Below are 14,191 nucleotides of genomic sequence, written 5' to 3' on the forward strand. Positions count from 1 at the left end.
TATTTGAGCCGATATTGGCGCTTGGAATTAAACAAGGACTCTATATGCTTTACCAACTGCACGAACTGCAACGCTCCTTCCTCACTCCGGTGATGCAATGGGCAGACATGTCCTCCAAGTTATTTACCAACCCGGTTTCTCCACTGGCCCACACCCCGTTTTCGCAACGCATCGCAGCCGGCTACGAGCTGATGTACCGCCTTGGCAAAGACTACGAAAAACCACAATTCGACATCAAATCCGTTCTCGTCCAAGGCGAGAGCGTCGACATCCTCGAACACGTTGTCGTGACAAAACCGTTTTGCCGCCTGATCCACTTCAAGAAAGAAGCCACTGGCTTGCAACAGCCCAAAGTTTTGCTGGTTGCCCCCCTGTCCGGTCACCACTCGACCCTGCTGCGCGACACCGTGCGCGGCTTGCTGGCCGAGCACGATGTCTACATCACCGACTGGACGGACGCGCGCATGGTACCGCTGACGGAAGGCCCGTTCCACCTGGACGACTACATTTATTATGTGCAGGAATTCATCCGCCTGCTGGCGCCGGACCTGCATGTCATTTCCGTCTGTCAACCGACAGTGCCCGTGCTGGCCGCCATCTCGCTGATGGCAACGGCCAACGATCCGCACATGCCGAAGACCATGACCATGATGGGTGGCCCGATCGACCCGCGCCGCTCGCCGACGCAAGTGAACAACCTGGCGACGGAAAAGAAATTCTCGTGGTTTGAAAACACCGTCATCTACGCGGTGCCGCCGAACTATCCGGGTTTTGGCCGCAAGGTGTATCCCGGCTTCCTGCAGCACGCGGGTTTCATCGCCATGAACCCGGGCCGCCACGCGCAAAGCCACCGCGAGTTCTACATGCACCTCGTGACGGGCGACGACGAACCGGCGGAAGGCCATCGCCAGTTCTACAATGAGTACAACGCCGTCCTGGACATGCCGGCCGAGTACTACCTGGAAACCATTAAAACGGTTTTCCAGGAATTCAGCCTGCCGATGGGCACCTGGAAAGTGGGCGGCCAGCTGGTGCGGCCGCAGGACATCACGAACGTGGCGCTGTTCACGGTGGAAGGCGAGCTGGACGATATTTCCGGCGCCGGCCAGACGCAAGCGGCGCACGACCTGTGCTCCGGCATTCCAGCCGACATGCAGCAAGACTTCGTGGCGCCGAAATGCGGCCATTACGGCATCTTCTCGGGCCGCCGCTGGCGCGAGATCATTTGCCCGAAAATCGGCGAATTCATCCAGAAGCATTCCTGAGCCGGATAGCTTCCCCAAAAACGCCACGCCAGTTCATGCTGGCGTGGCGTTTTCTTTTATGCCCCGCTCATGCCCGCTCGATCTTCACCGTCGGGCGCGTATTGACGAAGATCTGCTCCACTCTTGGCTCGCCCGGCCCCGGTTTTTTCATCGCATAGCCATTCACGGGCTGCGAACGGTTGACCCACAGCGCGTAATACAGGTGGTCGGCGCGCGGATCTTCCGTATTCGGGTGGATCAGGATGGTCAGCCCCAGGCTGTTGAGCTGCAGCCACGGTACGATCACGGGTAATAAATCATTCGTAAAGCCGAAGTAGAACGACGGCGTCACGTGCGGGCCGCGCGGCTCCAGGTTCCAGTCGCCCAGTTCGATCTGGAAACGCTCGGCCGCCCATGTGCGTATCAGCGCCGCCTTCTGATAATTATCTTCATCGAAATAAATGTGTGCGTGATAACTCTCGATATCCGTGTAGGCGCGCGGCTTCGACGGCAGGGTTTCCTCGCCGGGGCGCACGCTGGCGGGGCGCGGCGTGGGCGCCGTATCCGTGTGCTCGCCCCACGGGCTCTTGCCGGGCGCTGGCCTCACCCGCTTGACGGCGCTCTCCTGCGCCAGGGCCGTCCCGGCCAGGCCGGAAGCGGCCAGCGCGGCCACGAGGCTCCCGCCGCGCAAGACCGCGCGGCGCTGCGGAGAAAGGAGATTGGCCCATTCCAGGTCGACGGCGGCGTGTTCAGTTTTGTCGGTCATGTTGAGTTCCTTCTTATCCAATGAGGTGTAAAGAGTGCTCAGTGAAAAGACCAGGGCCAGGCGCGCTGTCGCAGACAGTGCGACAGCGCTGCGACGCAATGCCACGCCGCCATGGACTTTCTTGAGCGCTTTGTTTAGAAAGACACGGTGGCGCGGGCGTAGTAATAGCCGCCGAGGACGCCTAATGGCCCGGAGTTGTCATACGCGCCCGTGTACTGCGCCAAGTTTGACGCGCTGCGCGCCGCGCGCGGCACCTGGTTCGGCTTCTGGTCGAAAACGTTGTTGGCGCCCACCGTCACATTGATGCGCTTGCTGATGTCATAGCCCGCGCTGAGGTCCGTCACGAAGGCCGCTTTCAGCTGGTAGTCGCCGCCCGTGATGGCGTTCAGGCGCTTGAGCTTGCCGTAGCGCGTCTCGCGCAGGTTGAAGGTCCAGCCCGCCTTTTCATACGCCACCGTGACAATTTCCTTGTCGCGCGGCGCGCGGTACAGCAAGTCGTACTCGGCCGATTTGCTGAGGGTGCCGATGTTCGGCAAGCCTTGCAGCACGGCCGGCAGCGCCGCCTTGCCCACCAGGCTCGTGTGGTTGATATTGACCGCCGCCGTCCAGCGCAGCTTGCCACCGGCCACGCGCAGCACATCCTCGGCCGTGAAATCGATGCCGCGCGTGCGCGTGTCGCCCAAGTTGGCAAAGTAATGCGCCACCAGACCATTGCCCACCGTCAGCCCCGCCGAGCGCAGCAGGTTCTCGATCACCGACGCTTGCGCCGCCGTCAGTGGCCGGCCACTGCCATCGAGCGCCACGCCCGAGCTGCGGTCGATGCCGATGTTCGACGACACCCCCAGGCGGTCGCTGACCTTGATCTGGTAGGCGTCGACGGCAAGGCGCAGGCTGGCCGCGGGATTGAACGTCAGGCCGGCCGAGAAGTTCGTCGACTTTTCCGGTTTCAAGGGCTGCGCGCCCAGGGCGCGTGCGGCAAGCGAATTCGGCTGCGCCAGCGTATATGGCACGCCCGCATGGTCCGACGTGTTCGAATACGATTGCGTCACCAGGCTCGGTGCATGGAAGCCATTGCTGACGGTGCCGCGCACGGCCACCGTCGGCGTGACGTCATGGCGCGCCGACAAACGCCCCGTCGTCTTGCTGCCGAAATCCGAATATTTCTCGGCACGCAAGGCCGCGTCGAGCAGCCACTGCGGCGTCAGTTTCGCGCCCAGTCCGATATACGCGGCGTAGCTGTGGCGCGCCGTGTCGGACGCATCGACGGGCAGGTAGCCGGCCAGCGCCGAGGAACCGCTGCCTTGCCAGGACGCGGGCTCGCCCGGACTGCGCTGCTGCGTTTCGTGCGAATACTCGAGCCCAATGCTCAGGTCGGCCGGCTCGGCCAGCCCCAGTGAAACGGCGCGGCGCGCATCGGCATTGGTGGTCGAACGGCTGTAGCGCTGCTTGCCGATATCAAAATCCGTCTTGCCGCCCGGATAAGTGAGCGAGTAATTGGCCGAATGCTCCACGCCCACGTCGATGTCGTCGCGGCCATACGTGGTGCTCAGGTCCCAGGCCCAGCCCGCCGTCTCGCCCTTGATGCCGCCGGTCAGCGAAAAGTCATTTTCGCTTGTCGTTTCATATGGCGTAAAACCGTCCGGATACACGGACAGCAAGCCCCGGTTGTTATTGAAAATGGTATTGGGCAGGCGGAAATTCTGTGCCGAGCGGGCATCGCGGTGGGCATACGTGCCGAAACCGTACAGTTGCACGTCGGACGAGACGTCATAGCCGAGGTTGGCGCTGAGCGAAGTCATCGTGCTTTGCGGCACACCCGTGTTGCGCCACGGATTGCTGTTGCGCGTCGCCTCGGCCGGGTTCGGCGCAGCGCCAGCCGGCAGGCTGTTACTCGGCCCCAGCTTCACGAGTTGTCCATCGCTGGTGCGCACGGCCGGATAGGACAGGTAGCCGGGATTCAAGCCGAAATTGCGAACGGCAATGCCTTGGCGCTGGACTTCGGCGCCGAAATGCGCAAAGCCGTGCTCGCCCAGCCGCGTGCCGCCGTCGATGCGCACATGGCCGTTGCTGCCGTCGCCCTCGTAGGTGGAACCGAGCTGGGTGCTGGCGCTGAACTTGTCATCGGATTTCAGAATGATATTGATGACGCCGGCGATCGCATCGGAGCCATAGATGGCCGAGGCGCCGTCGCGCAGGATTTCCACGCGGGTAATGGCGCCCGTGGGTATCAGCGCCAGGTCGGTGGCGACGGAGCCGGGGAAGCCGTCCTCGTTGACAATGGCCGTCGTATGGCGGCGCTTGCCATTTACCAGCACCAGGGTATGCGAGGGATCGAGGTTGCGCAGCTGGCCGGCGCGCACGATGCTGCCCAGGTCGGGCTGCACGCGGGCCAGCAAGTTGAACGACGGCAAAGCCGTATCGAGCGCCTCAAGCAAGTTCAGCTTGCCCGTCGCCAGCAACTGCTGCGCGCTGATCACGTCGATCGGTGCGGCACTGTTGGCCACCGTGCGGCCCGTGCCGCGCGCGCCCGTGACGATGACCGTGTCGGCCGGGCTGGCGGCGAGCGCGCCGTCCTCCCCCGGCGATGCCTGCGCGTGGCCCTGAGCGGGAACGCCCAGCAGCAGCAAGGCGGCCGCGGCGGCTTGCGCCAATGGCCGCAACGGGAGCGCAACGCACGGCGCCGCACCGGGCTTGTGAAACAGGTCTAGCATACGAAAGCATCCTTTCAAGAGTCGTCAACACAGTGGCTGCAGACTAAAGGATGAACAAACAAACAAGAACGAATGGTTTCGTATTTGGATATTTCGTTTTGGCAACGAGCAACAGCAGAGGTATATCAGGGGAGCGCCGGGGCGCTCGCCAGGCTCTGGTCGAGCCGTTTCCAGTAATCGCGCTCCAGCCTGGCCGTATCGACGTCGCGCGCGGCCTCGTTGAAGCGCTTCTGCTGCGCCGCTCCTTCCGCCGTGCGCTGGAAACAGACATGCACGGGGCGTTCCTTGAAGACGGTATCGACGAGTCCGATGCGCTCGCGGTCCGCCTTGCTGAATTCCCGGCTCATCAGCAGGTGCTGCAAGACGTGGCGCTCGATGACGATCACCCGATAGCGCTTGATCAGCAATTTCTTCAGATTGGTCGCGTCGTTCAGGCCCTCTTCCGTTTTCAATTCGCCGCGCGCCACCATGGCATCGAATTGCTCGCCATTCGCATAGCCGGCCACGGTGCCGATACGCAGCCCGCGCATCTCGCCCAGGCTGGCGCCAGGCAAGCCATCTTCCTTCAGGTAAGCCAGCACGCTTTGGGTATTGCCAACGGGAACAGAGAAATGGCACACTTTTTCGCGCTCCGGCGTGCGCCAGACCGCCAGGAAGCCCGCGTAACGGGGACTGCTCAAGCCGAATTGCATGGCCCGCTTCCAGGGAAAATAATCATATCTGGCGGTATAGCCGAGGCGGCCAAAGATGGCACTGACCATGGCGCCCGACAGGCCATCGGCCGGCAAGCTGCGGGAAATGAACGGCGGCCAGTCTTCGGCCGCCAGGCGCACGATGCGCGAGGAAGCCGGTCCCGGCGTGGCGGCATCCGCCTGGCCGTGCGCAACGGCGAGCGTGGAAGTAAGGAACAAACAGAAGGGCAAACCAACTGTCCGGAGGAAACGCATGCTCTGCTCCTATGGCCTGGCGCACCGTGTCGTATCGGCGCAACAACAGGACTGGCGGTCGGCTTACTAAATCATTCTTGATTAAAATCATGCTCCCACAAAAAAATGAATTTGCAAAGTTGTTTATTTGCACTTTGAAATTCCATAGGGAAATAAAATAGCTGTGCGCTGGCGGGACCGCGCAACGCCCGATGGCCGGCTATTCCCTTGCGCCTGGCAGGTTTTTACTTGTGCGTGCGCCAGATGGCCGATAATGACGTTTTACCGTATTGAAGATGACCGTGCCGCTTCCCGCCCCTCCCTCACTTGCCGACCAAATCGAAGACCTGCTGCCGCAGACGCAGTGCACCAAATGCGGCTACAACGGCTGCCGTCCGTATGCGGAAGCGATTGCCGCCGGCAGCGCCGACATCAACCAGTGCCCGCCCGGCGGCGTGCAGGGCATCGCGCGCCTGGCCAGCTTGCTGGGCAAAAAAGTCATTCCACTGAATCCCGTCAACGGCCTGGAACGTCCGCGATCTGTCGCCTACATCGACGAATCACTGTGCATCGGCTGTACCCTGTGCATCCAGGCCTGCCCCGTGGATGCCATCGTCGGCGCCGCCAAGCAGATGCATACGGTGGTGACCAGCCTGTGCACCGGTTGCGACCTGTGCGTGGCGCCCTGCCCCGTCGACTGCATCGTCATGTATCCCGTCAGCGGCGACGCCACGGGCTGGGATGCCTGGAGCCAGACGGATGCCGACGAAGCGCGCGCGCGCCACGATTTCCGCACGCAGCGCCTGCGCCGCGAAAGCGAGGAAAACGAGGCACGCCTGGCCGCCAAGGCGGTTGCCAAGATGCAGGAAGTGACGCAGGAAGTGCCCGCCACGCCCGACGAACTGGCGGAGAAGGAACGCAAGCGCGCGATCATCGCTGCCGCCATGGAGCGCGCGCGCGCCAAGGCGGCCGCCGGCGCCGAAGCGAAAGCCGAACAAATTCCCCCCACTGCCCCGAAAAAAGACGCATGAACGCCGCCAAACGCCTGGAAATCTTTACGCGCTTCCGCGCCGCCAACCCTTCGCCGAAAACCGAGCTCGAATACACGACGCCGTTCGAGCTGCTGATCGCCGTGCTGCTGTCGGCCCAGGCAACGGACGTGTCCGTCAACAAGGCCACGCGCCTGCTGTATCCCGTCGCCAATACGCCGGCCGCCATGCTGGCCCTGGGCGTCGACGAGCTGGCCAGCTATATCCGCACCATCGGCCTGTTCCGCACCAAGGCGAAGAACGTCATCGCCACCTGCCAGATCCTGCTGGAGCAGCACGGCGGCGACGTACCGCGCGACCGCGCCTCGCTGGAAGCCTTGCCCGGCGTGGGCCGCAAGACGGCCAACGTGGTCATGAACACGGCGTTTGGCGAACCGACCATGGCCGTCGACACGCATATCTTCCGCGTCTCGAACCGCACTGGCATCGCGCCAGGCAAGAATGTCGATATCGTCGAACAAAAGCTGCTCAAGTTCGTGCCAAAAGAGTTCCTGCACGACGCCCACCACTGGCTGATCCTGCACGGCCGCTACACGTGCACGGCGCGCAAGCCGCAATGCTGGAACTGCATGATCGCCGACCTGTGCGATTACAAGAGTAAGACGCCGATGCCGGCCCTTATCTGACAACCCACTTTCACTCGCCGTTTCACCATGCTGAAAACGACTCTTGACACCCTGGCCTGCCCCGCCTGCCGGCAACCCTTGCACAGCGACATGCATGTCGAGGCAGGGACACCCTTGCAGCAAGCCCTGCTGAGCTGCTCCGCCTGCGCGATCAAGATCCCAGTCGTGCAAGGTTTCGCCCTGTTTACCGAAGTGCTGCAAGGCAGCGATACACATGCGCAACTGGCACTGTCCCAGCTGGGTGCCCTGTTGACGCCCAGTGCCGACTATCTGTCCTTCATGCATCGCCGCCATGTGCGCCGCATCCCCGACCGCTACGCCGCCTTCCAGCCTTTCAATGAATCCACCCGGGCCTTCTATACCTTGCTGGACATGGTCAGGGAACAACTGCAACCTGGAGACCTCATCCTCGACACCTGGGGCCGCACGGGCTGGAGCGGCGAAATGCTGGCCGCGGCCTTTCCCCAGCAACATGTAATCTCCGTCTGGGAAGGCAATTTTGATGTGCTGGGATACATGGGCTACGCACACTGGCTGCCCGCCGGCCAACGGGCACCCAACCACGACATCATCTTCGTGCCGCCAGGCAGTCCCATGCCTTTCCGCGACCAGCAGTTTGCACTGATCCACGGCCTTGATTCCTTGCATCGCTACGCGCCGTCGACTTTTGCGGGCGACATGCTGCGCATCGCCCGCCGTGATGCGCCCATTATTTTCCCCCATGTGCACATGGCCAACAGCCAGCCATCGCCGTATTTCGAACGGGGCGGCACCATCCTGCATGGTCAGCGCTATCAGGATCGCTTTGATGCCGCGCAAGCATGCGGCCAGCGCCAGACGATGGTGATGTCCGAAGTGACCATGTTCGAAGGCAAGGGAAGCCTGTGTAGCGAACCGGACACGTCGCACTACAACGGCGTCGTGGCGCTGGTGCCGCCCGTCTGGACGGGCGGCACCTTGCGCCAGGCCAATCTGGACATCGCCTCGCCTTCCTCGCGCGCCATCGTCAATGCCCTGCTGCGTATCGATAGCCTGAACGGCTGCGCCGTGCCCGATGCCGATGCGCTGGGTGGTCTGATGGAAGATCTGTTGTTGCGCCATCCGTGCTATGCGGAGCGCCTGGCGCGCCTGGGACCACAGCCGCTGAACGCCGAGCAATTGCAAATCCTGTTCCAGTTGGGGCAGTTGCGTACCCTCGACGCAGTGGCGCAGCGCCTGTGCCTGCCAGTGGAACATGTTTGCCGGCAAGCCTACCTGATGGTGCAAAGCGAACTGCTGCAGGTGGCCCCCATCAGCGGCGCCATGGCCCGCCTGCAATCCTATTATGCGAGCCAGGTGGTGCGCCCGCTGCCACAGGAGGAGACTTTTGAATACCTGTGGCAACTGCTGCCGACGCTGTACCAGCAACGCCCGCTATTGTTGTGTGGCATGGATGACAGCGCTTTTGCTTGGACGGAAGTCGAGATACTCGTACCGGCGCTGCAGCGTGGCCTGCTGTCGCTGGGCGTGCGGCCTGGCGACCGCATCGTCATGCTGTGCGCGCAACATCCTGAAGCGGTACTGCTCAGTTGGGCCAGCTGGCGCATCGGCGCCGTCGTGGTTCCTTTACGCAAGGAATTGACGGACACGCCCGTCTTGCTGCAGCCCTTGCTGGAACGCATCGCTCCCGCCTTGCTGGTACTGGACCATCCTCGTCACGGCGCCGCCGCTTTGGTCAAGTGCCCGGCCCTGCTGCTCGACGATATCCGCCAGGAGGCGGCAGCGATCCTGGCGCCAGGCTTTGAATTGCCTGAATTGTCGGCCTTGCTGGAACGCTGGATGGACTTGCCGCCATTGCCTGAGCGGTCGGAACATGTCGTCCACCCTGACGATCCTGCCATGATCCTGTTCACGTCCGGCAGCACCGGCGTGCCGAAAGGCGTCGTCCACAGCCAGCGTGCCCTCATGCAGAGCGGCCAGCTGGCCGCCACGCAATTTGCCTGGCATGATGGCGACGTGCTGTTGTCGCTGGGCGACTGTCACACGATGAGCGGCTTGCGCAATCCCATGGTGGCCGCCCTGTTTGCTGGCGCCAGCGTGTACCTGACCGATGAAAGCGAAAGGGCAAGCGTCGGCAAGACCTTGCAAGCCGTTCAGCGCCATGGCGTGACCATCCTGGCGACAGGTCCCGCCTGGCTAGCCATGCTGCAACTGCTGCCGGCGCACCTGACCCTGCATCCTGCCAGCTTGCGGCAAATGATCTCCACGGGCGCGCCGCTGCAATCGTCGCTACACACGGCCTTGAGCGAGCGCATGCGGATCGAGATCATCGATTACTACGGACTGACGGAAACGGGAGGCCTGTGCATGGTGTTCCAGCACGCTCCCGGCGCCGCGCAAGCCAGCGGCCGCCCCGCGGGCGCCGTGGTGCAGGTCTGCGATGCGGAGGGCTTGCCGCTGGGGCCGGATCAGCCTGGCGAACTGCGCGTGCACAGCAATCAGCTCATGCTGGAATACTGGGGCGATCCGGTCCAAACGGCGTCCATGGCCCGCGATGGCTGGATCTATACGGGCGATATTGCCAGCCATGACGGTGTTGGCAACATTACGTTGCTGGGCCGGCATGACGACCAGCTGAAGAACGAATATGGCGACATCGTCCACCCCGCCCCGCTCGAGCGCACCATGTGCAGCTATCCGCAGGTGCGCCAAGCGGCCGTCACTGCCGGGCCACAGGGCCTGATCGGTTTGCTGGTGGTCGATGATGGCTTTGATTTACCTGCTTTTGTCGCCTTTTGCCGCCAACACGCGCAAGTTACTACCTTCCCCCGCGACTTGCGCGTACAGGCGGTGCTGCCTTATACGCCGGCAGGAAAACTTGACCGCCGCGCATTGGCTCATTCCATCACACAATAATAGACACGCCCAACATGTTTCTGACTCGCCCCACACCCACGAATACACCATTCCTCATCGGTCCCAAGTCCTTGTCTCATGCTGAACTGGATGAACAGGTCCTGCGGGTAGCTGCCAGGCTGATCGCAGGCGACCTGCACGACAAGCGTGTGCTGCTGATGGTGCGTGACGATCTGGCTTACATTCCCTTGTTGCTGGGTTGCATGCGCGCAGGCGCGGTCCCCCTGCTGCTCGATCCAGGCACCGCTGCGCGGCAGGTCAAGGACTTGCTGCAACATACCCATATCGATGCTGTCATTGCCGATGCGGACGCCATCGACCTGTGGCGCGCGCAGGAGGTTCCTTTACCGGCGCGGCAGATAAGAGTCGGTGCCGCCCAGACCAAGGGATTGCTGCTGAGTAAGCTGCTGGGACGGCGTGCGCCAGCCGACCTGGATAATTGGCCCGGCCTGCTGGCAGCGCCGGCACCGGCACCGCTGCCGCCCGCAAGACAGGAGGGAGCCGCCTATGTCGTGTTCACCTCCGGCAGCACCGCCCGTCCGAAAGGCGTGGAAATGCACTGGCCTTCCTTGCTGGCGCATTTGCATACCATCGGCGAACATTACACACTGACACCCGCTTCACGACTGCTGAACCTGATGCCGCTCTCGCACGCCGATGGCCTGGTGCAAGGCGTACTACTGGCGTACCAGCGCGGTTGTGCCCTGGTACGGCCGGCGCCGTTCAGCATCGTCGCCATCGAGGCGATCCTGATCGCGGTCTACCGCGAACAAGTCACGCACCTGATCGCCGCGCCCACGGCGCTGGCCCTGATGCAGCAATATGGCGCCCACCTGGCGGAAAACTTCGAGAATGCTCATTTCCGCTTCGCCGTTTCCTGCAGCGCCCCCTTGAGCGCAGCCACCTGGAGCAACTTCAGCCAAAGTTTCAATGTAAAACTGATTAATACCTATGGCTTGAGCGAAACGGGGACCTGCGGACTGTACGCGGGGCCGGATGCAGCCAGCCACAAGATCGGCAGCGTAGGCATGCCCCGCGACATGCTGGCAAAAATCGTACGCGACGATGGCAGCGAGGCCGGATGCGACGAGGCAGGAGAACTGTGCCTGCAAGGTGCCAACCTGATGCAAGGCTACCTGGACAATCCCCAAGCGACCGCTGCCGTACTGCGCAATGGCTGGCTGCATACGGGCGACCTGGCACGGTGCGACAGCGATGGCGTGTACTGGATCACGGGGCGCATCAAGGACGTGATCATTTGCGGCGGCTACAACCTGTCGCCGGAAGCCATCAATGGCGTACTGATGCAACATCCAGCCGTGCTGGAAGCGGCGACCGTCGCCTTGTCCGACCCGACTTGGGGCGAAATACCCGTCGCCTGTGTAGTATTGCGCCCCGGCATGGAGGCGGACAGCCAACAACTATTACTACATTGCACCCAACATCTCGGGACGCACGAAATACCAAAACGCATCAGTTTTACTGGCCAATTGCCGCGCACACCATCGGGCAAGGTCATTACGGCTCAGTTACAGCACGCGCTCTCGCTTGCGCCCAAGGAGGCAAGCGCACACGGCAATCAGCAGGAGGACATTTTTGCGCTGGCCGCCGACCTGTTCAACTTGCCGGCAGGGGCCTTGAAGGGGGATTCAGGCCCGGCCAATACGCCAGGCTGGGATTCGCTGGCACATATCAACTTCGTGATCGGTCTGGAAACGTTGTTCAAGGTGCGCCTGAGCCCATCCGACGTCGTGCATATGGAAACGATGGACGCTACCGTGCAACTGATCAAACGGTTGACGCGCTGAGATGACAAATGCACCTCCTCTACGCGTCTGGCTGTACAGTGCGGCGCTGTTGGCAGGCGTGATCGGACTATGTATGCTGTTGCGACATATGCCCGGCCCCCGCTACGACAACACGATTGCTAGCCAGACACAAACGTTTCTCGCCACACCCTCTTCTGGTGAAAAGTTGCGCGTGCTCGCCCTTGGTTCGTCGCTACTGCGGGCCGCTACCCCTGAAGTGGCAAGCGTGCAACGGGCTGCCATGCCAGACATCGCATGGATGCGCATGACGAAGGGCGGAGGCGGCATGGGTTATTTGCAAGCAAGCCTCGCCACGCTCGTCAGCCGGCCACCGGACGTGCTGATCCTTGAGCAGAACTTGCTCTTGCCAGATGATGGCAACATGGCGATGGATGAACTGCGCGAAGATGCCTGGCATTTTGCCAAGCAAACTGTTTCACTTCTCACCGCCGGGAAATTTTCTTCGCCACCGCCCTATTGGGAGCGCAATGATCAGGAGCTGGCATTTACCTGCGGACCGGAACAGAGAACATTCAGCGTCGCGCAGATGCGGCAGCATGCTGTCTCGCTACAAGATCTGTATCGACAGAGCACCTTCGATGCCGCACTGATCAGCAACGTTGCCGCTCTGGCGCAGCGGGGCGTGCGGGTAGTTCTGCTCGATGTAAGGCGCTCATTACTCATGGAACAACTAACAGCGCAACAAAAGGAAGACTGGCAGCGGCGCCTGCATGCCTTGCTGCCTGCAAGCCGGAACATCATTTATCTCACCTCACCCGCATTCACCCGGCAAAACCTTTATTGTGACGGCAGCCATCTGAACGCGCAGGGCGCGCGCCTGTTTGGTCCCTGGTGGCAAAGCCAGTTGCAGCAACTGCGGAACAGGGCCTAGCATGGTGTGGCTGACAAGCTTTGGCATGCTGTGCATGCCCATTCTGGCCGTGCTCTACTGGCGTTTGCCAACGGCCTGGCGCCCCTGGCTGCTGGCGCTGGGCGGCGCCATCTTGCTGGCGCATGACGGCTGGAGCAGCGCGGCAGCATGGAGCGCCTTGCTGGCATGGCTGGCCTTTATCTGCGGTCCGCAATGGCGCCGCCCGGCTGTCATGCAAACGCTGGGGCTGGCCGGTGTATTACTCGCTTTTATGGCTTACCAGTACGCCAAAGCCAGCCATGGCCTGGCCGCCTACCTGGGCTATGCCTTCGTCTCGCTGAAAGCCTGGCACCTGATCGCCGAGCATGGCGGAGGCATCGCGCGCGATGGCCGTGCCAGCACGACGCTGAGCTATCTGCTGTTCCCGCCCACCCTGGCCGTCGGCCCGATCCAGCGTTACGATGCGTTTCGCATGGAACTATTGCGCGCGCGCTGGGACAGGCAACTCGCCTCGCAAGCGCTGCAGCGCATGCTGTACGGCTATTGCAAGGTGGTGCTGCTGGCGGGTTTTCTCCTCACCGTCAAGCTCAATGGCCTGAACCTGTCGACGGGATATGCTTGGCTCGATGCCTATCTGCCCCTGCTGGGCTATGGCTTGAATTTGTACTGGCAATTCTCGGGGTATTGCGATATTGCCATCAGCTTTGCCGCGTTGCTGGGCATACGGGTACCGGAAAACTTCCATTTTCCATTTGCCGCGCGCAACTTGCCTGACTTCTGGCGGCGCTGGCATATCACCGTATCGGAATGGTGCCGCGATTTCGTTTTCCGCCCCATTCTGTCGCGCACGCGGCAATACCTGTTTGCCAGCCTGGGCAGCATGATCGTGCTGGGCCTGTGGCATGAGCTGTCGCCCCGCTACCTGGCCTGGGGCCTGTTCCACGGCGCCGGACTCGCCCTCGCGCACCTGTGGGGCAAGCACTTGCCTTGGGCGCACCATCTGCGCCGCTACGCTCTCTGGCGTGCTTTCAGCTGGTTTTTGACTTTGCAATTTGTCATACTCAGTTTCGCCCTGACCTCGACGCCGGACCTGCAGACGGCCTGGACCTGCATGACGGCGCTGTTTGCGCCACTGTTACCTGGGACGTGACATGTACCAATTTCTTTTGCGTTACTTGCCAGCACCAGTCGTGCATCTGCTCTTCACGCTGTGGTATGGCGGATTGCTGCTGCTGCTGTGGCTAAAGTGGCCAATGGCACTGGGCATGGGATTTCGCTACGGCCAGATGTAACAA

At 62.1% G+C, this 14,191-nt stretch carries 11 protein-coding genes; 8 read left to right on the plus strand and 3 right to left on the minus strand.

Features of this window, described 5'->3' with window-relative positions:
• Nucleotides 1–44 precede the first annotated feature (44 nt).
• Entirely contained in the window at nucleotides 45–1,265 is a 1,221-nt protein-coding gene (locus ACZ92H_RS23115) for a polyhydroxyalkanoate depolymerase (RefSeq protein ID WP_131374223.1), read from the plus strand.
• 67 nt (nucleotides 1,266–1,332) lie between these two features.
• Here the strand turns inward: ACZ92H_RS23115 and ACZ92H_RS23120 are convergent, their stop codons facing one another.
• The 3 genes from ACZ92H_RS23120 to ACZ92H_RS23130 form a co-directional block, all read right to left on the minus strand.
• Nucleotides 1,333–2,010, minus strand: a complete 678-nt coding sequence (locus tag ACZ92H_RS23120; RefSeq protein ID WP_465051163.1) for a DOPA 4,5-dioxygenase family protein — start codon at nucleotides 2,008–2,010, stop codon at nucleotides 1,333–1,335.
• 134 nt (nucleotides 2,011–2,144) lie between these two features.
• Nucleotides 2,145–4,721, minus strand: a complete 2,577-nt coding sequence (locus tag ACZ92H_RS23125; protein ID WP_465051164.1) for a TonB-dependent receptor plug domain-containing protein — start codon at nucleotides 4,719–4,721, stop codon at nucleotides 2,145–2,147.
• Nucleotides 4,722–4,846: 125 nt separating this feature from the next.
• The gene (locus ACZ92H_RS23130; protein WP_465051165.1) at nucleotides 4,847–5,668 is read right to left on the minus strand and encodes a substrate-binding periplasmic protein; all 822 of its coding nucleotides are present in this window, start codon (nucleotides 5,666–5,668) and stop codon (nucleotides 4,847–4,849) included.
• A gap of 275 nt (nucleotides 5,669–5,943) precedes the next feature.
• Between ACZ92H_RS23130 and rsxB the strand changes: the two genes are divergently transcribed.
• Genes rsxB through ACZ92H_RS23165 form a run of 7 tightly spaced genes read left to right on the plus strand, consistent with a single transcriptional unit; the run spans nucleotide 5,944 to nucleotide 14,188 of the window.
• Nucleotides 5,944–6,678, plus strand: coding sequence for an electron transport complex subunit RsxB (rsxB, locus tag ACZ92H_RS23135; protein ID WP_465051166.1), 735 nt, complete (start codon nucleotides 5,944–5,946; stop codon nucleotides 6,676–6,678).
• A complete protein-coding gene (gene nth, locus ACZ92H_RS23140) occupies nucleotides 6,675–7,322 on the plus strand; it encodes an endonuclease III (protein WP_465051167.1) in 648 nt (215 codons plus the stop codon). The genes rsxB and nth overlap by 4 nt, the downstream gene beginning before the upstream one ends.
• A 27-nt stretch (nucleotides 7,323–7,349) precedes the next feature.
• Nucleotides 7,350–10,217, plus strand: coding sequence for an AMP-binding protein (locus tag ACZ92H_RS23145; protein ID WP_465051168.1), 2,868 nt, complete (start codon nucleotides 7,350–7,352; stop codon nucleotides 10,215–10,217).
• 14 nt (nucleotides 10,218–10,231) lie between these two features.
• Nucleotides 10,232–12,025 (plus strand): AMP-binding protein, encoded by a 1,794-nt coding sequence (locus tag ACZ92H_RS23150; RefSeq protein ID WP_465051169.1) that lies wholly within the window; start codon nucleotides 10,232–10,234, stop codon nucleotides 12,023–12,025.
• A gap of 1 nt (nucleotide 12,026) precedes the next feature.
• Entirely contained in the window at nucleotides 12,027–12,917 is an 891-nt protein-coding gene (locus ACZ92H_RS23155; protein ID WP_465051170.1) for a hypothetical protein, read from the plus strand.
• Nucleotides 12,918–12,951: 34 nt separating this feature from the next.
• Nucleotides 12,952–14,046, plus strand: coding sequence for an MBOAT family O-acyltransferase (locus ACZ92H_RS23160; RefSeq protein ID WP_465051171.1), 1,095 nt, complete (start codon nucleotides 12,952–12,954; stop codon nucleotides 14,044–14,046).
• Between the two features lies 1 nt (nucleotide 14,047).
• Nucleotides 14,048–14,188: a hypothetical protein gene (locus ACZ92H_RS23165; protein ID WP_465051172.1), complete on the plus strand. Its 141-nt coding sequence runs from the start codon at nucleotides 14,048–14,050 to the stop codon at nucleotides 14,186–14,188.
• Nucleotides 14,189–14,191 lie beyond the last annotated feature (3 nt).

The sequence above is a fragment of the Janthinobacterium foliorum genome (assembly GCF_978021625.1).